Genomic DNA, 21,513 nt, shown 5'->3' with positions numbered 1-21,513 from the left:
ACTACTCCATGACCCGCAGCGTGCCCGGTATGGACATCTTGTTCATCTTGCGGGCCGAGAAGACGGGCGCCAAGGCGACTGCGATGAGCGCGATGGCGAAGTACAGCCCCATCTCGATCGGGTTGACCGACACGAGCGGCCCGATCTCGGGAATGGCTGTCGGCATCAGATACAGCACCATCCACAGCAGCAGCGCATAGCCGAACAGAACGCCGAGCACGGCCGCTGCGGCGCACAGCAGCAGTCCCTCCATCGAGAGGTTTGCGATGACCCGTCGCACGGGAACGCCGTAGGCGAACATCGTCGCGTGGTCACGAGCTCGTTCGTCCGCGTTGATGCCGGCGGTGTTGAACGCGATGAGCAGCAACAGCAGCACCACAAAACCCCGGAAGACGATGAAGAAGCCCGAGACCTGGTCGAGGGAGTCCTCGACTGACTGGAACGACTCGTCGAGGCCCTGTACGCGCGCTACGCCGTTGCCGCTGCCGAACAGCGACCGCTTCACCTCATTCAGCCTGCTGCCGTCTGCCGGCACGCCGGTCACGATGTTGGCGAGGCCTCCGAAGCCCCACGTCGACGCCTGCGAGAGGTCCATATAGGCGTTGAGCCGGAGCGGGTGAGGGTGTATCGCGGTGACGGGCACGGTGCGTGTGCCGTAGGCGAAGACTCCGTCGACCAGCGCGGGATGCGTCAGCGTCACCTCGTCACCGACTTCCACGCCGAGATCTCGAGCAGCCTTGTCGGCGAGCACGACGCCTGGCGTTCCCGCGGAGAGCGATCCTTGCGAAGCCGTCGGCGTCCACACAGCGCTGCCGAAGTCCACGAAGCGGACCACGAGGTCCAGCTGTGTCGGCTCGCCGTCATCGGTGTCGGGCTCGTCGGCGACGACGCTCGCCCCAAGGACCAGTGCTGACTCGCCGAGATGCACCGTGGGATCGGTGAGTGCGCCCTGCACCTGTGGCGAATCGACGGGGTAGACGGAATCGAGCCGGATCATGAAGCGCTCGGGATCGTTCCCGAGCAGTTCTTGATTCCCCCGGTCGAAGGTCGCGGCGAAGGAGTTGCTGAATCCCACGATCGTGAACAACGTCGCCAGGCCAATGGAGAACGTCAGCAGCGTCATGAACGTTCGGCGCGGCGTACGCAGCAGGTTGCGGAACGGCATCCGCGCCAGGCTGCGGCCGGGCAGCGGCACGCGGCTGATGACGGGCCCCAGGCTGCCGCCCCGGGACGCCAGATGGCCCGACCGGATCGCCTCCACCGGTCGGACCCGCACAGCACGCAGCACCGGCCACAGCACCGCAAGAAGCGGCACTGCGAAGCCGATTGCGGCGGCGCGCGCATAGATGCCCAGCTTGAACGGCTGCTCGAAGACCGGGTAGGTGAACGCCGCTTCGGCGACGGCCACAGCCTGGCTGGAGAGCAGGAAGCCCAATGCGACGCCGAGGATGACACCGAGGATGCCGATCTGGACACCGATGAGCACAGGCCGCATGGCGATCGACCTCGGAGGCTCGCCGAGCGCCATGGACACGCCGATCTCTCGCCGCTGAGCCTCCACCATGCGCGAGGAGAAGTTCAGCGCAGCGAATCCGGCGCCGACGAACAGCAAGAACGCCATGGCCCCGGCGAAGTCCTGGTCGGCCGCAGGGGCGTTGACCAATCCGATGTACGACGGCGTCTCATCACGGGTGATCACATCCAGCGGTGTCCCGGCCGCGGACGCTGCAGCGTTGATCAGCTCCTGCCGTACTGCGTCGGCATCTGCGCCGGGTTCCAGCGTCACCACCAGGTCGTTCACTGCGCCGGAGCGGCCCGCGAGGTCCTGCGCCGTTGCCAGCGGGGCGAAGAGCGCAGCAAAGTTCGACTGACCGAGCGAACCGTCTCCTTCGACGATCAAGAAGAACTCCGGCGATGTGGCATGGCCGACGAATTCGACGCTCGTGTCGCCCCCGACGGTCAATGTGCCGCTGTCTGGCAAGCCGTGAAAGCGGGCGAATTTCGATTCGATCAAGACGCGGGGTTCGCCAGTCGCCGGCTCGGGCAAGCCGTCGCCCCGCAGCACCTCAACGCGGTTGACACCCCGGCCACCGCCGATCTGCTCGACGCCGATGATGCGCCCGTGGGCCAGCAGCTCCTCGCCCTCGGCGATCGTCTCGACCTGCCTGTCGACGACCAGGCGTTCGCTGTACTCCTCGATGCCGTCGGTGCCTTCGGCAATCCGCGCGAGGGTGCCCGCAGGTACGTCGCCGCCGCCGCTGACCGTCGCCCGCAGGTCGTACATGTTGGTGAAGTCGAGGCTCTTGTCGGTCGCGTCGAGCCGCCAGTCGATGGCACTGGCGGGTCCGGCGTAGCTGCCGATGCCGATGGCGAGCGTGAAGGCGACGCCGACGATCTGGATCCAGCGCCTGCGTCCTTCCCGCAGAGACCAGCGCAAACGAAGAAGCGGCACGCTCGCGGCCTACTGGTGCCGTTGATTCGGCATATGAGAGTCACAGATATGCCCCAATTGCGGCATGTGCGGGACTCTAGTGGCATGCCACACTCGTGGCAGTTATCTCGCTGGGCGAACAGCGACGCCGCCGGTTGTCAGTCCCAGTCAGCCACTCCGTCGACGCCGGTGATGCTGGTGGGGCGCAGTCGTATCAGGCACTCGCCTGGGCCGGAGTTGCGCTCGCCGAACGACTCGGCCTGGTCGGCGCCCATGTAGCGGCCGCCGGCCAGCGTTGACACACGCCGGATCTCGTCGACGTCTGCGGAGATCTCGACCACCCCGTCCACTTTCACGAATGCGTACGGCGGTGCTTCGGTGTCCACGACCAGCGAAACACGAGGCTCGCGAGCCATGGCAAGCGCCTTGCCGCTGCGCGTGCCGGTAGCGAACAGCAGGTCGCCGTCTTCGACGATGAACCAGATCGGAGCAACGTGAGGCCGCCCATCGGATGCCACCCATGCCAGCTTGCCCGTCCGCGAGCCCTCGGCCAAGAACTCCAACGCCTCAGAGTTGCTCATGGGTCGCATGTGGGGTCCTTTCGTGCAGCCGAGCGGGTTCGAGATTGGGCACCAACATATGCCCGCTGCATGAATCCAGCATCCTGGCTGCGCCTAGCCCAGGGATCTGCGAGAAATCCATGCTGGCGGCGCGGGTTCCTCATGACAGACTGACGGGGTGGAGCGCAGTGACGTCGTGAAGTGGGCCGAGGCAGCAGCCAAGCACGCCAAGTTGCGGGAGATCGATGAACCGGCTGGGGTGGTCGCGACCGTCGCCGGGATCGACGGAGTCTGGGCTCAGGGCACAGATGTGCGAGCAGCGAAGACCGAGTTGGTGGAAGTGCTCATCGACTGGGCTGCTCTCAAGATCGAACACGGTGACGACGACATTCCCAGCATTGACGGGGTAAGCCTCTACGCCACCCGATGAGCCGACGGCTCGGGCCGGTGGCCCGCCGGGATCTCATCAAGGCGCTGCGGCGCCTGGGTTGGAGCGGTCCATGGCGTGGCAGCAAGCACCAGATGATGCACAGGGGCAAGCGCAAGCTGCGGCTGCCGAACCCGCACGGCCCAGATGTCGGCCCGCAGCTGCTAGCGATCATCCTTGAGCAGGCAGGGATCTCTCGCGAGGAATGGGAGCGGGCGACTCGCTAGTACCGGTTCCGGGTCAGTCTTCGCTCACAATGGTGCCTATGTCCGAGGGCTTGCGGCTTGTCAAGCCGACGAACTCAACCACCAGCGTCCCGTAGCGCTGAGTCTCGCTGTCGCAGAACTCATCGCCTGTCCGCTTCGGGGGGCCCAAGACGTGACGATCCTGAGCAGCTAGCTGTCACTTCGCGTGAGGTTGTGTGCGCGTGATGCGGGCGGGCCGCCGACGACGGTGTGGTCTCGGTGGCAGTTGTAGTCGTGCAACATGTCGACAGCCACTAGAAGTGTATGTGCTCGATCTTTGCGCGTTGAGCGTGGCTTGCGGCTCTGTACACGTTCAATACACGGACTGATTTTTTGGCTCGTGTAAGGCCTACATAGACACTTCGGTGAGAGTGTTCATTAACATCCAGTACGTTTGCATAGCCCGTGGCGGTCGTCAGTTCTCCATCAAGGAAAAGGACCCTAGCCCACTCCAATCCTTTAGCTTGGTGAATGGAGAGACCTAGGATTGGGTCACCGCCCTGTCTCACTATTCGCATAAGGCTACGAAGACAGTCTTTAGCGATCTTCCGAGGCTCCGACCACTTGCGCGAGCTCTTGGGCTGGAAGGAGTGTCTTAGAGCGTTCCAAATTTGCTCTTCACTGGCGTCGCTGTCACGCATGAGTTTCAGAGGTTCACCCAATTGCGAATCGAGCTTGGATGGCGATATAGCTCGCATGGAGACTGATGCTCTAGAAACTTCGATGCCGAAGCGCGCTTCAACTATCTTGTTCAAGAGAATTGTAAAGGCATGGGCCATTGAACCGCCATCGATATTGGATGGAACTCCAGCAGGTAGAATCAAGTGGCGTTGCTCAGACCAAAGCGTCATCCAATCGTGAGCCAAGGCTACGTCGAACTCCTCACCTTCTCTAGCACCGTGCAGAACAAAGGGATCGCCGTGAAACAGGCTGTTAGACAGTTGCCTCATTTCATCCGATTCATAACGATGGGACCCTGCGATCTCGAATTCTGTGAACTGATAGTCCTCAATCAAAGTACGTACATTCGCAGGAGATGAACCTCTGAACTCGTAAAGGCTCTGCCAGGGATCGCCAACTATCATCACAGGTACATCAGCCTCAATGGCGAGCCGGAGCATGGCCAAGTCAAGTAGGTTCATGTCAAAGGCTTCGTCCACCACCAGATGGCAGATCGTTTGATACATATATTCAAGTATCGCGTCGACCAGTCTTGGATGTCGACTTCTATCGCAAGCTTGCCTGAGAATATTGCGCACATCTGCGTGTGTACAAACGCCCTTAGCTAGCGCCTCACGAAAGGCAGTTGCGTCCACGAAAGCGGGACTAGGAGCGAGGGTCTTGTCAGTGGTACGGGAGATCGCTACTATTCCATCGTCGTCGAGCGTAAGCATGCACCGGGACTTACGGCCCGGTCGTGGCGTCGCTCCATATTCCGATGGCCAGGCATCCAAGAAGTGCATGGGCGGTGATGGACCAGGCCACTTGACAAGACCTTTAGTGATCAGGGATTGTACAATGCGGCGATGAAACTGGTCAAAGGTGCAGATTGCGTTTGGTGATTCTATCGCGCGATCTCCCCAACGTAGTCGAATCCGGTGTTCGAGCTCCCGTCGCGCCGATCGCGCAAATGTAATCCCTAATACTCCTCGCCTTGAGAGCTGATGGTGTCTGTATCGTAAGCGTCCGTAAGCTTCCGAGGCCAAGAGAGTCTTGCCTGAGCCGGGACCTGCTTTGACATAGCACAGTCTGGAATTACTCGTCGCAGCCCGCAGTTGCTCGCTTGTCATTGCTGGAATCAACATGTTGTCGCGGCATTCATCACATGGGGCGGTAGTTGATATGAGTAAAACGCTCGTTGGAGATTATGGGGTAATGCACCCCGGTGCGCGCCGGTTAACAGTTTGCTTCGATAGCTTGATGCTCCTGCCTAAACCCCTCCCAAAGAAAGTCTAGAAGCTTCGACATGTGTTGAGGAATCGATACGCTTTCTGGACGATTGGAGGCAAGTGCACTAAATCTGTCCGCCAGAATCGCCTTCCGTTGCCTACCGGCTCCCGTAAGCCATTTAACGATGCTCTCAGGTGTAGGGCCCTCTTTTGCCGTCCAAGGCTTCTCGATCTTGAGCGACTCAAACAGTTTCTCGAACAGTGCCTCGTTGCCGTCTACGAGGCTCGGTTCCAAGGTCGGCTCGCTAAGGAATACCCCAAAGCGTTCACCTTCTCGCTTGGTAATCCAATTTGGTACAGGTCGGCCATCACTGTCTTGCAGCAAGGCTAGACGTGCGCAAATCTCCTTTCCCGGATGTGCCAAGAGGTCGGGTAGCCAAGGCCCGATGCGACTGCCTACAACGGTAATCGTTAGCGCTTCAACGAATCGGGCTCGTACTGGATCCGATCCAGCCCAAATCCGAGCGATGGCACGCAAGACGATGGCATCGGTAGTGCCCTCGACAAGTACTGCGCGCTCAGCGAATAGAGCTGCCGATCGCGTTACATCCAAGTGTCGTCTCGCCATAGCAAGTCTCGGCGCTTTGAGTCCGAATGACTTTATGGTGCGAGAAATCGGTTGTCCGTTCGGAGTCCGTCGGAAAACTACGAGATCTTCGGGATCACAGGCAGACACGATTTCGTCGGAATGAGTCGTTACTATAACTTGTACCTCAGGACGATCCTGAACTACTGTCTTCAAGTGACTGACGAGGCCATGCTGGAGCTGCGGATGCAAGTGAGCCTCTGGTTCCTCTAGTAGCACAATCGCGTGGAAGTTGTTGGCAAAAAACGTGTCATCTTCGATTATACGCTGCTCCGCCGCCTCTTCCATTTCTGCTCTCCGATCGGCGTCTGACCGCTCATCCTCAAGCGACTCCCCTTCAGTAGTCACGTTGGAGTTCGTGCCGTTGGCGGATTGCTCGTCAAACTCGCGATCCGGGCTCTGCGTACCGCTGCCTGCCCCTTCGTAAGTCAAATCGGGTATGGTGGCCAAGATCACTGCAAGCTGTAGTAGGTTTGCGTAACCGAGTCCTTCAACCTCGAGTCTGTTTGCATCGAATCGGTCAACCCCGGTCGGCGCCAAGAGGAACTCGAATACTCGTGCCAAGAAGGTATCATCGATCGCTGTTGTTGCCAAGAATGGTGCATAGCCGGAAACACCGTCGGTCAATTCTGCGAGTGCTACGGCAACTCTTGCTTCCGCATCCTCAATCGGCCAATTGGCAACAACTGAGCCGACAGCATTGCGTAGGCGCCTCCGCAGTTGGCTCAGAGATTTGTCTCCGCGATCACGATATGCCTGTGCCCGAAGCAGTTCGACCAGCAAGCGCGCATCTCTTCCCGCGAGATCCCCAGCGGGGTTGCGAGTCGGTGAGAGATATAGAATTGGGTAGCTGCCATCCGATGGATAGTCAACTTGAGACGCGGAAACGCGGCCCATTGAAGAGGAGAGCACAGTGGACCACTGTGGTGCCCCAATTGTTCCCTGGCAGTAGATGCCGAGCGGCGAAGTGTCGGGATCATCGAACGCATACTCGACTTGGATCGATCGGGAGTCTACGGAAGCAGATAGGGCGGCCGAGGTAGTTCGTGGCACATAAGGAAATACCTCTCGATGTGCTAGAAGAATTGATTCCACAACTGTTGACTTACCTGAACCATTCGGACCTGCTAAGACTGCAAAGCGTCCTGGCAAGATGCATTCCAATGGGTCTTGCCACGCTGCCTTGTAACCGTGAACCGTTACTTTCTCCAAGTACATGCCTGCTCCATGTAGGTAGTGTCTCACTAGACGCCCGAGAGTTAACTCTACGTTCGCCGACAGTGGATATGGCGCGAATCGAGCCCGTGTTCTTTAGCGTTGCGGTGAGTCTCCTCCGAGCGCAGTTGCTGCACGATTGGCAGGCGACGACGGGCAGTGACACGCTTCCAGTCGCCGTAACCGTCCATTTGGATGAGTCCTGAGCCTGTCGCTGCGCACTCTCCGAAGCACTCGTGGACAGCCGGTCAGTACGAGTGGTTGCCGCTGTGGCCGGCGCGCCGGATGCACTTCTTGCGGCGGCGGGTTCCGACGTGGCCGCATCGCGGTTGCGCACGAGGTTCCTCGGGAGCGTGCTGCTGTGCGTCGATTGCCGCAGTGACCTGCTCTTGGAGCAGATCAATCACGTTCGCGGATTCTCGGGCGTGAAGCAGCCAGCACTGGTCGAGCAGATCTCGTCTGTTGTCAACCACGTACAGGATCGCGGGCACTTGGAAGACCCTCTCTCCGCTCTCGCTGTCAGGCACCTCGGCGATCAGCTCCGCATCCACCAGCTGGCGCAGCGCACGCGTGACTGACCGCAGCGGCCGACCCACTTCCTCGGCGATGCGCGATTGAGTGAGTGCCGGCATTGTCTGCATGATCTGCAGGATCTCCGAGGCAGCAGAGTCGGCACGGAATCGTCGATCGTCGCATTGCCGACGCCAGTTGCTCAGAGCGTCGGCGATGAGCGTGGTGTAGGTGCACGCCACTGACATCGCATCGGCCACGAATTCGGCAGAGGCGTACATGGCTGCGGCGCGCTCGGCGTCGTCGGAGTCGCCGGTGAAGGTCTGATACGGACGCAGGCTGTCGTAGTAGCTCATCTTGCGGGCATCGATGGCGGCCGAGAGCGGCGCGGCGACCGGCAATCGGCCGTCTCGCCGCATCACGAGATGCATCAGCGCTCTGCCGACTCGCCCGTTTCCGTCTGGGAACGGATGGATTGTCTCGAACTGGGTGTGGACGAACGCCGCCTTCGCCACCGGCGAACCCCACATCGGGCGCGATGCGTACTCGACGAGGTCGCCCATCAGTGACGGCACGAGCTCGTGCGGCGGTGCGACATAGGCGGCCCCGTGCGGCGTCCGCAGGTCATCTCCGACCCAGGCGGGTTCGGTTCGCAGGCGGCCCGGCTCGAAGTCGGTTGCCGTTCCCTTGAACAGCCTGCGATGCAGGTCCTCGATGTCGGCGACGCTGAGCGGGCGGCTGCTGTCGTCTCCGAGCTCGAGCGCGTACGAGTGCATGAGTGCATTGCCCAGTGCCTGTTCATCGTTGAGGTCGGTGGTGTGCCTTCGTTGCCCTCGCAGGGAGTCCAGAAGGCTGATGGATCGCAGCGTCGTCTCGATTCCCTCCACGCTGCTCGACGCGATCGCTTCGGTGCGATTCAGGCACCACCTGAGCGCCGGCGTGTTCTCGATGCTGTCCGTCAAGTCGGAAAGCCTGTGCTGCGCCTCTGCGAAGCGCTCCATCGTGTCGGCGTTCGGCGTCGGCAGCCAGTCACCGAGCGGGTGGGGGACGTACGCCTGGTAAGTGTCTTTGAGGAGCGAAGTGCCGTGCCAGTGGGCGAAATCGAACTCGACGAATCTGCCCATGCTGTGAGCCTAGCGACAGATTGACACGTCGGTCATTTAAATCTATAAGTGACTGAGATTGAATGAGGCGAGTCACTTCTGGTGGGATCTCGGCCAGATAGTTCCCGCAGGTCAGACCCGACGAATCTGGCCGGAAGACTGAGCTCCACAAACTTGACCTCGCTAATGTGCCCGTTGCTCAACGGCGCGAGGGCGCTGACTCTTCTGGAAAGGGGCATCGTCGTGGCTCGACGTGGGGGATTGCTGGCTGAGATCAATCGCCAGATACAACAGGACGCGAGGCGCAGGGAGCAGGCTCAGCGTCAGGCGGCGCGTGAGCAGGCTGCTGCGCAGCGAGCGGCTGAGCAAGCGGCGCGCCAAGCGGAGCGGGCGAGGGTCCAGGCGGAGCGGGCTCGCGCTGCCGATCAAAAGAGAGCTGAACAGGAGGCCAAACGCCTCCATGTTGAGGCGATGGAGGCTGAGGTATCCGCGCGGAACGCGGCTCTTGTGGCCACCTACGGCGAGATCGACAGCATCCTTGCTGACACTCTGGAAGTCGACGACTACGTCGATCTTGAGACGTTGCGGCGAGTCGCCGAGCATCCACCGTTCGAGGCGGGGCAGCTAGCTATTGCCATTCCGCGTCCTGATCCCATAGAGGCGCCGCTTCGCCCGGAGTTCGTCGCACCGCCCGGCGAGCCGAAGAGGTTCTCTCTGACGCCCGGTGCCAAGAAGCGGTATGCAGCGCTGTTGGCTCAGGCCCAGGCTGACCACGCCGAAGCGAGCCGTGCGTGGGAGGCAGAGGTAGCGGGCATCCCTTCTCGGCAAGAAGAGCAGGACCGCGCGTATGAGGCCGAAGAGAGCCTCCGCATGCAGAAGCTTGATGCGGCGAGGGCGGCGTACGACGAGGAATGCAGCGAGCGCGAGGCCGAGGTCGCTGAGTCGAATCGTGCTCTTGATGAACTCATCGCGAATCTTGGGTATGGCGTCGAAGACGCGGTGCAGGAGTATGTGGCGATCGTCTTGGGGAATTCCGTGTATCCCGAGTCGTTCCCTGTGTTGCACGAGTTTTCCTTCGACGCGACGCAGGGCGAGTTGACGCTCGAGGTCGATGTGCCCGCTCCGTCCTCGCTGCCGGGCATCCGCCAATACAAGTACATCAAGGCCCGTGACGAGATCACCGAGACCGCTCAATCACAGAAGGAGCAGAAGGATCGCTACGCCAATGCGGTGGCCCAGGTCGCCGTAAGGACGCTGCACGAGATATTCGAGGCTGACCGGGCGGGCCGCATTCAGACGATCTCACTCACCCTCGGAACCGAGACGATCGATCCCGGGACTGGGCAAATGACCGACATTCCCTTCGTTGCGGTCGCGTCGGATCGTGCGACATTCGAGGCCATCGATCTCTCAAATGTCGTGCCCTCCGCCACTCTTGCGCACCTCAATGCCGCCGTGTCGAAGAATCCGTTCGGTTTGGTTGCGATCGATCTGTCCAAGGGTGTGCGGGGCTGATCCGGACATGAGCGGCCCGGTCTTCAATCCTCCCCCGAACTGGCCGAAGCCGCCAGACGGTTGGAGCCCTCCAAGCGGTTGGAAGCCTGATCCGTCGTGGCCTCCACCGCCAGACGGCTGGGAACTCTGGATCGCATCTGACTCCGACGCCCCTGCCGAGTCCGCAGAACCGCCCGACACCCTCGGTTCGCCGCCTTCCCCTGCGTCTCCGGACGTGCTGCCGGAGGCCCCAGGCGCACCGCATTCGGACGGTGCTCGACCGGATGCCGATGCGCTCACCGAGGAAGTACGCCTGCTGCGAGCTGAGGTGGAGCTGCTCCGAGATCGTGCGTCCCAAGGTGACGACGGCCTCGTCGATCTAGACGACGAACGCGTGCTCCAAGAAGTTGGCATCTACAACTACCACCACCCCCTGGAGGACGCGGCACAGTACCGATCTCGGCTTGCGGCCATCAATCAGAGCATCAAGGACGCGGTGAAGGCCGGTGAGGCGATCCTCGCCTCTGACATGTTCACCTACAACAACTCTTTGGCCAAGGGTCGCAAGATGACCGCCGATCTCTCGAAGCTCATGCTGCGCGCCTACAACGCGGAAGCCGACAATTGCATTCGTGCGCTGCGGGCCGGCAATGTCGTCACGGCCAAGAAGCGCCTCGACAGGGCTGTGGAAGCCATCGCCAAGCTCGGGGCGATGATGGAGATGCGCGTGAATCCCCGCTATCACGAACTTCGATTCGAGGAGTTGGAGCTGACCTCGGACTACCTCATGAAGAAACAGGAGGAGAAGGAGGCAGCGCGAGAAGAACGAGCTCGGCTTCGAGAAGAGCGGCAAGCAGAGCAGGAACTCGCCGCTGAGCGAGAACGACTCGACAAGGAGCGCTCCCACTACCTGTCGGCGCTGGAGACGCTGCGTCTCAATGCCGACACGGACGCCATCGCCGAGATGGAGCGCCGAATCCAAGACGTTGACACCGCAATAGCGCAGAACGACTACCGCGTCGCGAACATCCGTGCGGGCTACGTCTACGTGATCAGCAACCCCGGATCGTTCGGCAAGCGAATGGTGAAGATCGGCATGACTCGCCGACTCGAACCCATGGACCGAGTGCGAGAACTCGGTGACGCGTCAGTGCCCTTCCCATTCGACGTGCACGCACTGTTCTTCGCGGACGACGCCGTCGCTGTGGAACAGGAGCTGCACGAAGCATTCGCAGAGACGCGCGTGAACCGCGTCAACACGCGTCGCGAGTTCTTCTTCGCCACGCCCACCGAAGTTCGAGAGGTGCTCGCGCAGAAACTCGGCGCCCTCCTTGAATTCACCGAACAGCCGGAGGCGACGCAGTATCTCCAGAGTCGCAAGTACTGGCCAGCGGAGGAACACGCCGCAGGTTCCGTTCGCTGAGTGGAGGTGGCGGGAATCGAACCCGCGTCCTTCAACGTTTCGGTGAGTCTTCTCCGAGCGCAGTCGCTGGGGGATTGTCGGGCGATGGCGGGCAGCGACACCCTTCCAGTTGCCTTAGCCGTCTGTGAGCGTCCCCGCTGCCCCGTCGGCACGGGCGGCGGGCGAGTCCTGCAGATGATGGCACCGACGCCCGCAGGACCGGGGCTATCGGGCCGAACTCACAACCTGAGATCAGGCTGCGAGCACCAGATCGCCACGCTGAGCGTGTTCGACGTTGGCGTTTGTGTTTGTTTCCGGCTCTTTTTCGTGGATCCGGAGACCACGGCTCGCTTCTCTCACGTCAACCGTCAAAGTCGAAACCGATCACCCCCAAGGTGGTTGCGGACCCCACGCTGTGCAGGCTCCTTCGGCGGCGTACCACCCTAGCGATGGGTTGTGACGGGTCAGTTGCAGAGACCGCCGTCGCCGGTGCCTCGGTGGCTGTAGCACAGCGGTGTCGCCATCACGTTGCGCAAGGTGAACGGGCCCCCGGCAGTGTCGAGGTTTTCGGCCCTCCAGTCGCCCGCCGGGTCGGCGGAGATCAGCAGGCGGTAGCCGCGCACGGAGTCATTGGGAAGCCCGATCACGTCGACGGTGATCTCGGCCAAGCCGTCGATCGCTCTCGGCGGGGCCGTCACCCGGATGCGCGAGGCAGGTTCGTCGGATGCGAACTCGGCAGTGACCACGTTGGCGAGCTCGGTCAGCGTGGCCGCCGTCGGGGCGCTGCCCACGGCACTCAGGATCTGGTCGGTCACGTCGAGCCGCACGTTGGGCGACAACGGTGCGAGGTAGTTGCTGCTGGCCCAGCCGATCACCGGACCGGCTTGGATCTCGTGCCACGTGCTGGTGGCCAGATCTCGGGTGCGACCGGTGGCCGTGATGCCGTCGAGGCTCAGCGTCGCGACGGTGGCCTCGGCAGCGGCATCGCCCACCTGCAGCTTGCTGTTGGCGGGGTCGCCGTGCGCGATGCGCAGCGAGAGCGTGGCCACGACGCTGCCGTTGGGCACGTCACGGACATTGAGGAAGTCGTCGTGGCTGACGCCGATCACGCCGAGCGGGGCTCCGGCAGCCGGCCCGAACTCGGCAGGCGTGCCCGGCAGCGGCGCCGAGGTGGGCGGCACCGAGATGGTGGGAGGGGGAGCGGTCGTCGCTGTGGTCAGAATCGTGGGCTGCGCCACAACCGGCGGCGAGCTCGTCGTGGTGGTGGTGGTTGCGGCGGCAGCGGCGGCTGCAGTCTCGTCGCTGGGCGGGGTCGTGGTCGGAGGCGACGGATCGCCGGTCGGCGGCGTCAGTTCGTCGGTGGTGGCGCTCAGGGCAACGAACAGCGACAGCACCGAGATCACCAGTGCAGCGAACGCCATGGCCGCCACGAATCTGTTCGTCATGGTTACTCACGTGTATCGCAGTTCAGCGTCACATTGGTGGCACTGGCCGCCAAGCCGAGCGGCCGGCTGTTGCGTGAGGCATGGATCCCCGGCGGCGAGACTGCCGGAGTGAGCGAGCAGCGCTCGTGGGCGAATCCGTGGGGAGATCAGCAGTTCGGCGGCGCCTGCGTCGTTGTTGCCGACGATGCCCCGCTGGGCGAGACCGGTGGCGGCGAGGCACCAAGCAGCCGCGTCGGCGGTCCGTCGCTGCCGGCGTGGCTGGCCGTGATGGCGCTCGCGGCGACGCAGGAGTTGCTGAGTCGGGGGCGCTGGGTGAGTCGCGTTCGCGTGGCCGACGATCGCACCGCCCGCGAAGCAGTGGCACGGCTGCGTGCCGAGGGCTACGCCGCAGTGCTGGGGCCGCCGGATGAAGCGCATGCGCTTGGCTGGCTGAACCGCAACCGTGCGGTGCTCGTCGGGGACCGGCTGGCAGTCTGCTTCCCCTGGGTGCACGTCGAAGCTCCGGTGACCGTCGAAATCGATCCGGGCGGGGCGTTCGGCGCAGGAACCCACCCATCCACCCGGCTGCTGGCCGAATGGTTCGCGGGGGAAATGGCTGGCGGCGAGCGAGTGCTCGACGTGGGGTGCGGCAGCGGGGTGCTGGCACTTGTGGCGGCCCGGCTAGGTGCGACCAAGGCGGTGGGCATCGACATCGAGCCGGCTGCCGTGTCAGCGGCCGAGGCCAACGCTCGGCGCAACGGCCTCGACAACGTGGCCCGCTTCAGCACGGCTCCAGTCGATGCCGCGGAGCTCGGCACCTTCGACGTGGTGGCCGCCAACATCACTGCCGATGTGCTGATTGCGCTGGCCGGCGACGTCTCGGCTCGGGTCGCACCCGGCGGCCGGCTCGCGGTCAGCGGCATCTCGGCCGGACAGACCTCGGCAGTCGCCGCCGCCTACCGCCGCCACGGCATCGAGCTGGCCGACCCCGCCCGACTTGACGACTGGGTCTCGCTCGCTGGCCGGAAGGCCTGACGCGGAGACGTCCGAGGCTTCTAGGAGCCGGGGGCGGGGTAGTTGGCCCAGGCCGTGACGCCTTGGTAGCCGCCGTCCACCGTGATGGTCTGACCGGTGACGTAACGGGCTTCATCGCTGGCGAGGAACGCCACCACGTCGGCGATCTCTTCGGGCACGCCCCAGCGGCCGAGAGCGATGTGCCGTTCGAGTCCGTCGGCGAGACCCGGAATTTCGCGGCCCGCGGCCCACATCTCGGTGATGATCAGCCCCGGTGCCACGGCGTTCACCCGGATGCCGAAGCGGCCGTAGGTGGCCGCCTGCGAGCGGGTCAGCGAATCCAGAGCGGCCTTCGTCGCTCCATAGGTGGGCAGCTCGCTCACGCCGACCGCACCGGCGATCGAGGACATGTGGATCACCGAGCCGTGCCCGCGCTCGCCCATCTGGCGCGCCAGCGCCCGGGTGGTTTCCAGCGGGGCCAGGTAGTTCAACTGCAGCACTGCCTGATCGCCGCCCGGTTCGCGCAGCTCACCCCGGCCTGCATTGTTCACCAGGATGTCGACCCCGCCGAGCGCCTCAACCGCAGCGGTGGCCAGTTCGGCCCCGGCGCCCTCCGCGCTCAGGTCACTCTGGAGCACCACCGGGTCGTGCGGTAGCTCGGCCGCGATCCGGTCCAGATCATCGGTCGTGCGCGCCGCCAGCGCCACCCGTGCACCGTCCCGGGCCAACGCGCGGGCGCAGTGCTCGCCGATGCCACGGCTCGCCCCCGTCACCAACGCCGTCCGTCCGCTCAGCCGTTCCGTCATTCCCCAGCCCTTCCCGCCGCGAGGCCTCAGTTTGCGTCAAGAAACCTGTTCAGGCTGGCGTCACCGAATGCGTAGCGTCATGCGCATGGCAGACGGGCGAGGCGGCGGGACGCTGCGGATCACGGGTGCTCGCGTTGACTTCGACGGATTCAGAGCGCTGGACGGGGTGGACCTCGCCGTCGGCGACGGCGAGATGGTGGTGCTGCTCGGGCCCTCGGGCTGCGGCAAGACCACGCTGCTGCGCGCAGCCTCGGGCCTGCAGCCGCTGGATTCGGGCAGCATCGAGCTTGACGGCAAGGACCTGACCGGCCAGCGCCCCGACCAGCGCGGCATCGGCCTGATGTTCCAGGACGAGGTGCTGTTCCCGCACTTCGACGTGGAGGGCAACGTGGCGTTCGGGCTGCGCATGGCCAGAGTGCCCTTCGCCGAGCGGCGCCGGCGAGTGGCCGAAGTGCTCGAACTGGTCGGCTTGGCCGGCTTCGAGGAGCGCGATGTGGCCACGCTGTCGGGCGGCGAAGCGCAGCGGGTCTCGCTGGCTCGGGCGCTCGCCCCTGAACCGAGAGTGCTGCTGCTCGACGAGCCGTTCGGCTCGCTGGACCGGCTGCTGCGGGAACGGCTCATCGACGAGCTGCGGCCGGTGCTGGACCAGGTCGGCGTCACCGCCGTGCATGTCACCCACGACCACCACGAGGCGTTTGCCCTGGCGGACCGCATTGCGGTGATGGCCTCGGGCCGCCTGCTGCGGATCGGCACGCCCGAAGACGTCTGGACCGATCCTCGAACCGCCCAGGTGGCCCGGTTCCTGGGTCACACCAACGTGTTCGACTCTGAGGTACCGCCGGCCCTGGCCCGGGCCGCCGAGCACCGCAGCAGCTTTGTTCTGCGCGCGGACCGCATCGAGGTGGTGGATGCTGCGCACAGCACAGACCCGACGGACGACAACCGGGCGGTGCAGCTTCCGGCCACGGTCGTCCGGCGCCGCTTCCGCGGCGATCGCTACGAGCTGCGGTTGACTGCAGACATCGGCGGCGTCGCCACGACGCTGGACGCCGTCACCCCCCATGGCCCCGCAGTCGGCGACAACGTGAGGCTGCACATCGGCCCAAGCGCCGTGCTCGCGCTCGAGTCCTAGATGCCGAGGTCCTTGAGGTTGTAATCCTTGATGGCCTCACGGGCCGAGTCGTCCCAGACGAACTCGTGCTCCCGCCCTGCGTTCGGCTGGTACGCGAACGGCGTCTCGTCACCGAAACGCTTGCTGCGGGCGTCGATCGCCCAGCCGATCACCCGAGAGCGCTCGGCGATGTAGGCCGCGTCGTACAGCGAGATCGGATTGTGGACGCCGCCGCTGCGCACGCCCAGCACCGAGCGACGCCGGTGGAAGCCGAAATTGACGGTGACCCGCGGGCGCTCGGACGTGTTCGCGAACGAGCCGTGAATGGCCTGGCGGCTGGTGATCGCCACATCGCCGGGATCGCAGACGAGCGGTACGGCATCGGGGAGCCGATCCGAGCCGGCCGCCTGGCACATCGCCTTGATGTCCAGCTTGCCCCTGCGATGCGAGCCGGGCACCACCCACAGGCCGTTGGCGGCATCGCAGCCGTAGAGCTGAGCCATGAAATTGAAGCCGTGGGTGCCCTCGTCGAGCTCGGGATGGTCCCAGTGCGTCCAGCCGTCCTGGTGCCATGCCACCGAGCCGCCGAGGCCTGGATGCTTGATCCACACCACCTCGTTGAACGGCGTGAAATCGGGGCCGTTCAGCGCTTGGGCGACGCCCAGCAGGCCCGGGTGCGCGTACACGCGCAGGCAGGCCTCGGAGTACTGCAGCGAGCCGCTGATGACCTGCACCACCCAGTCGGGCGCCTCGTCGGGGGCTACGGGCTCGAACATCTTGAACGGATGGCGCCCGTGGGCCACGTCGGTGCCGCCGTAGGGATCCGACAGCGGGCGGACGAAGGAGATGGCCTTGCCCGCACGGCCGGCGTCGAGCGCCGGTCGGCCGTGCCGGTCGACGTCGGAATCCGGGCCGGTAGGGCAACTGTCGAGCAGGTCGATGACGTCGGCCTCGATGTCGGCCAGTTCGTCAGCGCTGAGCACGCCGGTGAACACGTAGAAGCCGCAGCGAGAGTACGCCTCGACAATCTCGGGATGCAGCTCGCCGCTGCCGGTGAAGCGGATCGGGCCACGATTGCCGAGTTGCATCGCACGCTCGGTGCCCGCAGCCCTGTAGGCGACCATCTCGTCCTCGACATCGCCGTATTCGACGATGGGCACCTCGGTGAGCCCCAGGGTTGCTGCGTTCGCGCTCATAGTGCTCCCATTGTGGTCAGTCGGCGGCCGGTTCGCTGGGCTGGTCGGGGTTCGCTGCCGGGTGCAGGTCTCGCTCGCGGCCGTGCTCGGAGGGCTCCCAGTAGATGTTCTCGGCCACCTCGTCGGGCCGGTACTGCTGGGGAACCCAGCCGCTCGGGTCGTCGTGGGGGTACAGGTAGCCCTTCCCGTGGCCCAGCGACGCAGCACCCTGGTAGTGGGCGTCTCGCAGGTGGATCGGCACCTCGCCTGCGCCGGCGGCGCGGGCATCGGCGTTGGCCCGGCTGAGTGCGACGGTCACCCGGTTGGACTTGGGAGCGGTGGCCAGCCGTACCACGGCATGCGCCAGGTTGAGCCCGGCTTCGGGCAGGCCCACATACTCGACGGCCCGTGCCGCAGCCTCGGCCACCAGCAGCGCCGAGCTGTCGGCCATGCCGATGTCCTCCGAGGCCAGGATCACCATGCGGCGGGCGATGAAGCGAGGGTCCTCGCCGGCGTCGAGCATGCGGGCCAACCAGTACAGCCCGGCGTCAGGATCCGAGCCCCGCAGCGACTTGATGAACGCGCTGATCGTGTCGTAGTGGCCGTCGGCGCCGTAGCGCACCGCCTTGGCGTCCACCGCATGCTCGGCGTCGACCAGCGTGACGTGCGTGGCCGCCGCAGCCGTGTCGGGCGCTGCATGGGCCGCGCCGCTGATCTCGATGGCTTCGAGCGCCTCAGCCTCTTGGCGGCGTGCGGCGAGCGCCACGGCCACCTCAGTGCTGGTGAGCGCGTGCCGGCCGTCGCCCCCGCTGCGGGCCGCGATGTGGTCGACGGCATCGCCGTCGGCGGATGCGTTCTCGGCGGCGAGCGCCCGGTCGATGAGCGTTCGCAGTGCAGCGTCGTCGAGCGGCATCAGGCGGAACAGCGTCGAGCGAGACAGCAGCGGCGGGTTCACCTCGAAGTGCGGGTTCTCGGTGGTGGCACCGATCAGCACGATCAAGCCGTCCTCGACTGCCGGCAGCAGCGCATCCTGCTGTGCCTTGTTGAAGCGATGCACCTCGTCGAGAAACAGGATGGTGCCCCGGCCGTGCTCGCCGAGCCGCAGCCGGGCGTCGGCGATGACCTCACGTACGTCCTTGACGGTGGCGCTCACCGCCGACAGCTCGCAGAACTCCTTCGCGGTCGACACCGCCACCACCCGAGCCAGCGTCGTCTTGCCGGTGCCCGGTGGTCCCCACAGGATCACCGACGCCAGGCGATCGGCCTCGATCAGCTCACGCAGCGGTTGGCCCGGGGCGAGCAGATGATCCTGGCCGACGATCTCGTCGAGCGTGCGAGGGCGAAGCCGGGCCGCCAGCGGCGCTTGGCGCGCCAGGCGCTCAGCGCCCGCAGCCTCGAACAGCCCCTCGCTCACGCCCCGACGGTACGCGCTTGCCGGGTGCGGGGGCTCACAGCTCGGGGTGGTCCACCTCGTAGGCGCGGATGCGCTTGGCGAAACTGAGGTCGTGGCCGGCGGGATCGAAGATGGGGAACATGCGCTCGCCCCAGGGCGCATCCCGCGGCTCGGCCTGCGGCTCCAGGCCCGCATCGAGCGCCTGCTGATACAGGGCGTCCACGTCGTCCACGTGGAAGATCACGCGGCCCCAGCCGGTCTCAGCCTCGGCCGGGCTGTCGACCGCGATCAGATTGACGAAACACCCACCGCTGCGCAGGGTGCTGAACGGTGCGTCGTCGCCGCCATAGCTGAGCCGGAACCCAAAAGCCTCGTAGAACCGCACCGACGCCGCCATGTCGGCGGTCCGCAACGTGATCGCATTGATCGACTCGACACCAGCCACGCCGCCATTCTCGCCTGCCGGGGCCGCTCGGGCCACGGCTTCGCCTCTTAGCATGAAGCAATGAGCAAGTACGCCCATGTGGAGCTGTTGCCCACGGGTCCCGCAGACGTGACGTACCGGCACCTCACGTCCGAGGGCGTCTCGACGATCGACGTCGCGGGCCGGCGTTTCCTGCAGGTCGAGCCCGAGGCGCTGCGGCTGCTCACCGCAGAGGCGATGCGCGACATCTCCCACCTGTTCCGCACCGATCACCTGGCGGCGCTCGCTGCGATCCTCGACGACCCCGAGGCGTCTCCCAACGACCGGTTCGTCGCACTCGAGCTGCTCAAGAACGCCAACATCGCCGCCGGGGGAGTGCTGCCGAGCTGCCAGGACACCGGCACCGCAATCGTCTGGGGGCACAAGGGCGAACGGGTGCTCACCGGCACCGCGGACGATCCCGACTTCGACGATGCCGAGGCAATCTCTCAAGGCGTCGCCGACACGTTTCTCACCTCGAACCTGCGGTACTCGCAGATGGCCCCGCTCGACATGTTCACCGAGCGCAACACCGGCAACAACCTGCCCGCGCAGATCGAGATCTACGCCTCACCGGGCGACGAGTACGAGCTGGTCTTCATGACCAAGGGCGGCGGTTCGGCCAACAAGAGCTTCCTGTTCCAGGAGACCAAGGCCCTGCTCACCCCCGACAGCCTCACGCGCTTCCTCGACGAGAAGCTGCGCACGCTGGGCACCTCCGCCTGCCCGCCGTACCACCTGGCGGTGGTGATCGGCGGCACCTCGGCGGAGTTCGCCGTGAAGGTCGCCAAGTACGCGTCTGCCAAGTACCTCGACACGCTCCCGACAGCGGGCGGCGAGGCCGGACACGGCTTCCGTGACCTCGAATGGGAGCAGCGCATCCTCGAGCTCACCCGCCAGTTCGGCATCGGGGCACAGTTCGGCGGCAAATACTTCTGCCACGACGTGCGGGTGGTGCGGCTGCCCCGCCACGGCGCCAGCTGCCCCGTGGCTGTCGCTGTGTCGTGCTCGGCCGACCGCCAGGCGCTCGGCCGCATCACCGCCGACGGTGTATTCCTCGAACAGCTCGAGACCGACCCGGCGCGGTTCCTGCCCGAAACCGAGGAGCGAGAGTTGTCGACCGGCGTGGTGCCCATCGATCTGAACCAGCCGATGGATGCCATCCGCAACCAGCTCACCCAGCACCCCGTCAAGACCAGGCTGTCGCTGACCGGCACGCTGGTGGTCGCCCGCGACATCGCGCACGCCAAGCTGAAGGAGCGCCTCGACGCAGGCGACGGGCTGCCCGACTACCTGCGTGAGCGGCCCGTGTACTACGCAGGGCCCGCCAAGACACCCGAGGGCTACGCCTCAGGCTCCTTCGGGCCTACCACCGCCGGACGCATGGACTCCTACGTCGAGCAGTTCCAGGCCGCCGGCGGCAGCCTCGTGATGCTCGCCAAGGGCAACCGGTCACGCCAAGTCATCGAGGCGTGCGCCCGCTACGGCGGCTTCTACTTGGGTTCCATCGGAGGCCCCGCCGCCCGGCTGGCCAAGGACTCGATCCGCAAGGTCGAAGTGCTCGAGTACCCCGAGTTGGGCATGGAGGCCGTCTGGCAGATCGAGGTGGAGGACTTCCCCGCGTTCATCGTCGTCGACGACAAGGGCAACGATTTCTACAGCGAAGTCTCCACCCCCGTAAAGATCAACTGATCAGTCGCGCCAGAACAGGATCACGTCGAACGGGTTGATGTCGCCCACCGTGAACCAGATGGAGGCGGCGATGCCCGCCGCGGCGAGCAGAACCATCGTTGCGATGGTCGAGCGGGGCAGCTTGCCGTCGGCGTCGGACGGCAGGCGTTCTCGCACCTTGCCAAGCAACCGGTCGGCCCATGCTGCGTCACGGGCCAGGATCGCCAGGCCCACGGCGACTACCAGCATCCCCGGGCCGGGCAGCGGCATCATGATGATGCCGAGCACCACCACGCTGAACCCGAACCCCATCCGGACCAGCCGGAGCATCGAACTGCGCCACGCCTTCTGACGGGTCGGCTCGCGTTCACCGGTTTCCAGCTCGGCCGCGATGGCGGCTTCGCGGAAGCGCTCGCCGCGGGTCGGATCGCTCGGATCAGGCGAGTTGTCAGCAGGTTCGTTCATGGTTCGGCACGGCAGGGGTCTGCAAGGCGGCAATAGTGTGGCGCGTCGCAGGCGCTGCGCAACATCACC

Annotated in this window: 18 protein-coding genes and 1 other RNA gene; 7 read left to right on the top strand and 12 right to left on the bottom strand. The window is 64.8% G+C overall.

The features are described 5' to 3' along the window. Nucleotide 1: 1 nt before the first annotated feature. Both ACOGXE_RS03760 and ACOGXE_RS03755 read right to left on the bottom strand, forming a co-directional pair. Complete coding sequence (locus tag ACOGXE_RS03760; RefSeq protein ID WP_419932612.1) at nucleotides 2–2,452, bottom strand: ABC transporter permease; 2,451 nt, start codon at nucleotides 2,450–2,452, stop codon at nucleotides 2–4. A gap of 137 nt (nucleotides 2,453–2,589) precedes the next feature. Continuing rightward, nucleotides 2,590–3,021, bottom strand: coding sequence for a PPOX class F420-dependent oxidoreductase (locus ACOGXE_RS03755; RefSeq protein WP_419932611.1), 432 nt, complete (start codon nucleotides 3,019–3,021; stop codon nucleotides 2,590–2,592). Between the two features lie 148 nt (nucleotides 3,022–3,169). On the opposite strand from ACOGXE_RS03755, the gene ACOGXE_RS03750 reads away from it, so the two are divergent. Beyond that, nucleotides 3,170–3,421 (top strand): hypothetical protein, encoded by a 252-nt coding sequence (locus ACOGXE_RS03750; RefSeq protein ID WP_419932610.1) that lies wholly within the window; start codon nucleotides 3,170–3,172, stop codon nucleotides 3,419–3,421. After that, nucleotides 3,418–3,645 (top strand): type II toxin-antitoxin system HicA family toxin, encoded by a 228-nt coding sequence (locus ACOGXE_RS03745; RefSeq protein ID WP_419932609.1) that lies wholly within the window; start codon nucleotides 3,418–3,420, stop codon nucleotides 3,643–3,645. The genes ACOGXE_RS03750 and ACOGXE_RS03745 overlap by 4 nt, the downstream gene beginning before the upstream one ends. A 272-nt stretch (nucleotides 3,646–3,917) precedes the next feature. On the opposite strand, the gene ACOGXE_RS03740 is transcribed toward ACOGXE_RS03745, so the two are convergent. From ACOGXE_RS03740 to ACOGXE_RS03730, 3 genes are all read right to left on the bottom strand, one after another. Further along, on the bottom strand, nucleotides 3,918–5,453 hold the full coding sequence (locus tag ACOGXE_RS03740) for an ATP-dependent helicase (protein ID WP_419932608.1): 1,536 nt from the start codon (nucleotides 5,451–5,453) through the stop codon (nucleotides 3,918–3,920). A 106-nt stretch (nucleotides 5,454–5,559) separates the two neighbouring features. Continuing rightward, complete coding sequence (locus tag ACOGXE_RS03735) at nucleotides 5,560–6,981, bottom strand: ATP-dependent nuclease (protein WP_419932607.1); 1,422 nt, start codon at nucleotides 6,979–6,981, stop codon at nucleotides 5,560–5,562. A gap of 680 nt (nucleotides 6,982–7,661) precedes the next feature. After that, nucleotides 7,662–9,047: a Fic family protein gene (locus tag ACOGXE_RS03730; protein WP_419932606.1), complete on the bottom strand. Its 1,386-nt coding sequence runs from the start codon at nucleotides 9,045–9,047 to the stop codon at nucleotides 7,662–7,664. A 240-nt stretch (nucleotides 9,048–9,287) separates the two neighbouring features. On the opposite strand from ACOGXE_RS03730, the gene ACOGXE_RS03725 reads away from it, so the two are divergent. Continuing rightward, a complete protein-coding gene (locus tag ACOGXE_RS03725; protein ID WP_419932605.1) occupies nucleotides 9,288–10,541 on the top strand; it encodes a hypothetical protein in 1,254 nt (417 codons plus the stop codon). A 7-nt stretch (nucleotides 10,542–10,548) separates the two neighbouring features. Beyond that, the gene (locus ACOGXE_RS03720; protein WP_419932604.1) at nucleotides 10,549–11,943 is read left to right on the top strand and encodes a DUF4041 domain-containing protein; all 1,395 of its coding nucleotides are present in this window, start codon (nucleotides 10,549–10,551) and stop codon (nucleotides 11,941–11,943) included. Here ACOGXE_RS03720 and ssrA read toward each other — a convergent pair. Further along, nucleotides 11,942–12,314: a transfer-messenger RNA gene (gene ssrA / locus ACOGXE_RS03715) on the bottom strand. The two genes, ACOGXE_RS03720 and ssrA, sit on opposite strands and share 2 nt — an antisense overlap. 72 nt (nucleotides 12,315–12,386) lie before the next feature. Then, nucleotides 12,387–13,367, bottom strand: a complete 981-nt coding sequence (locus tag ACOGXE_RS03710; RefSeq protein ID WP_419932603.1) for a hypothetical protein — start codon at nucleotides 13,365–13,367, stop codon at nucleotides 12,387–12,389. Nucleotides 13,368–13,403: 36 nt separating this feature from the next. On the opposite strand from ACOGXE_RS03710, the gene ACOGXE_RS03705 reads away from it, so the two are divergent. Next, on the top strand, nucleotides 13,404–14,381 hold the full coding sequence (locus ACOGXE_RS03705; protein WP_419932602.1) for a 50S ribosomal protein L11 methyltransferase: 978 nt from the start codon (nucleotides 13,404–13,406) through the stop codon (nucleotides 14,379–14,381). Between the two features lie 20 nt (nucleotides 14,382–14,401). Here the strand turns inward: ACOGXE_RS03705 and ACOGXE_RS03700 are convergent, their stop codons facing one another. Next, on the bottom strand, nucleotides 14,402–15,166 hold the full coding sequence (locus ACOGXE_RS03700; RefSeq protein WP_419932601.1) for an SDR family NAD(P)-dependent oxidoreductase: 765 nt from the start codon (nucleotides 15,164–15,166) through the stop codon (nucleotides 14,402–14,404). An 85-nt stretch (nucleotides 15,167–15,251) separates the two neighbouring features. Between ACOGXE_RS03700 and ACOGXE_RS03695 the strand changes: the two genes are divergently transcribed. Further along, a complete protein-coding gene (locus tag ACOGXE_RS03695) occupies nucleotides 15,252–16,298 on the top strand; it encodes an ABC transporter ATP-binding protein (protein ID WP_419932600.1) in 1,047 nt (348 codons plus the stop codon). Here ACOGXE_RS03695 and ACOGXE_RS03690 read toward each other — a convergent pair. From ACOGXE_RS03690 to ACOGXE_RS03680, 3 genes are read right to left on the bottom strand one after another with little or no spacing between them, the layout of a single operon-like run. Continuing rightward, on the bottom strand, nucleotides 16,295–17,473 hold the full coding sequence (locus ACOGXE_RS03690) for a phytanoyl-CoA dioxygenase family protein (RefSeq protein ID WP_419932599.1): 1,179 nt from the start codon (nucleotides 17,471–17,473) through the stop codon (nucleotides 16,295–16,297). The two genes, ACOGXE_RS03695 and ACOGXE_RS03690, sit on opposite strands and share 4 nt — an antisense overlap. 16 nt (nucleotides 17,474–17,489) lie before the next feature. Further along, the gene (locus ACOGXE_RS03685) at nucleotides 17,490–18,866 is read right to left on the bottom strand and encodes a replication-associated recombination protein A (protein ID WP_419932598.1); all 1,377 of its coding nucleotides are present in this window, start codon (nucleotides 18,864–18,866) and stop codon (nucleotides 17,490–17,492) included. A 34-nt stretch (nucleotides 18,867–18,900) separates the two neighbouring features. Further along, nucleotides 18,901–19,290: a VOC family protein gene (locus ACOGXE_RS03680; protein ID WP_419932597.1), complete on the bottom strand. Its 390-nt coding sequence runs from the start codon at nucleotides 19,288–19,290 to the stop codon at nucleotides 18,901–18,903. A 60-nt stretch (nucleotides 19,291–19,350) separates the two neighbouring features. Here ACOGXE_RS03680 and ACOGXE_RS03675 point away from each other — a divergent pair, with 60 nt between their 5' ends. Next, on the top strand, nucleotides 19,351–21,000 hold the full coding sequence (locus tag ACOGXE_RS03675) for a fumarate hydratase (RefSeq protein ID WP_419932596.1): 1,650 nt from the start codon (nucleotides 19,351–19,353) through the stop codon (nucleotides 20,998–21,000). Here the strand turns inward: ACOGXE_RS03675 and ACOGXE_RS03670 are convergent, their stop codons facing one another. Beyond that, nucleotides 21,001–21,444, bottom strand: a complete 444-nt coding sequence (locus ACOGXE_RS03670) for a PGPGW domain-containing protein (RefSeq protein ID WP_419932595.1) — start codon at nucleotides 21,442–21,444, stop codon at nucleotides 21,001–21,003. It lies immediately after the preceding gene. Between the last annotated feature and the right edge of the window lie 69 nt (nucleotides 21,445–21,513).

Origin of the sequence: Candidatus Poriferisodalis sp., from assembly GCF_965208555.1 — a bacterium.
Classification (GTDB): Bacteria; Actinomycetota; Acidimicrobiia; order Acidimicrobiales; family Poriferisodalaceae; genus Poriferisodalis.
The sequence above is the reverse complement of the archived record's forward strand: the minus strand, read 5'-3'. Positions and strand labels throughout refer to the sequence as shown.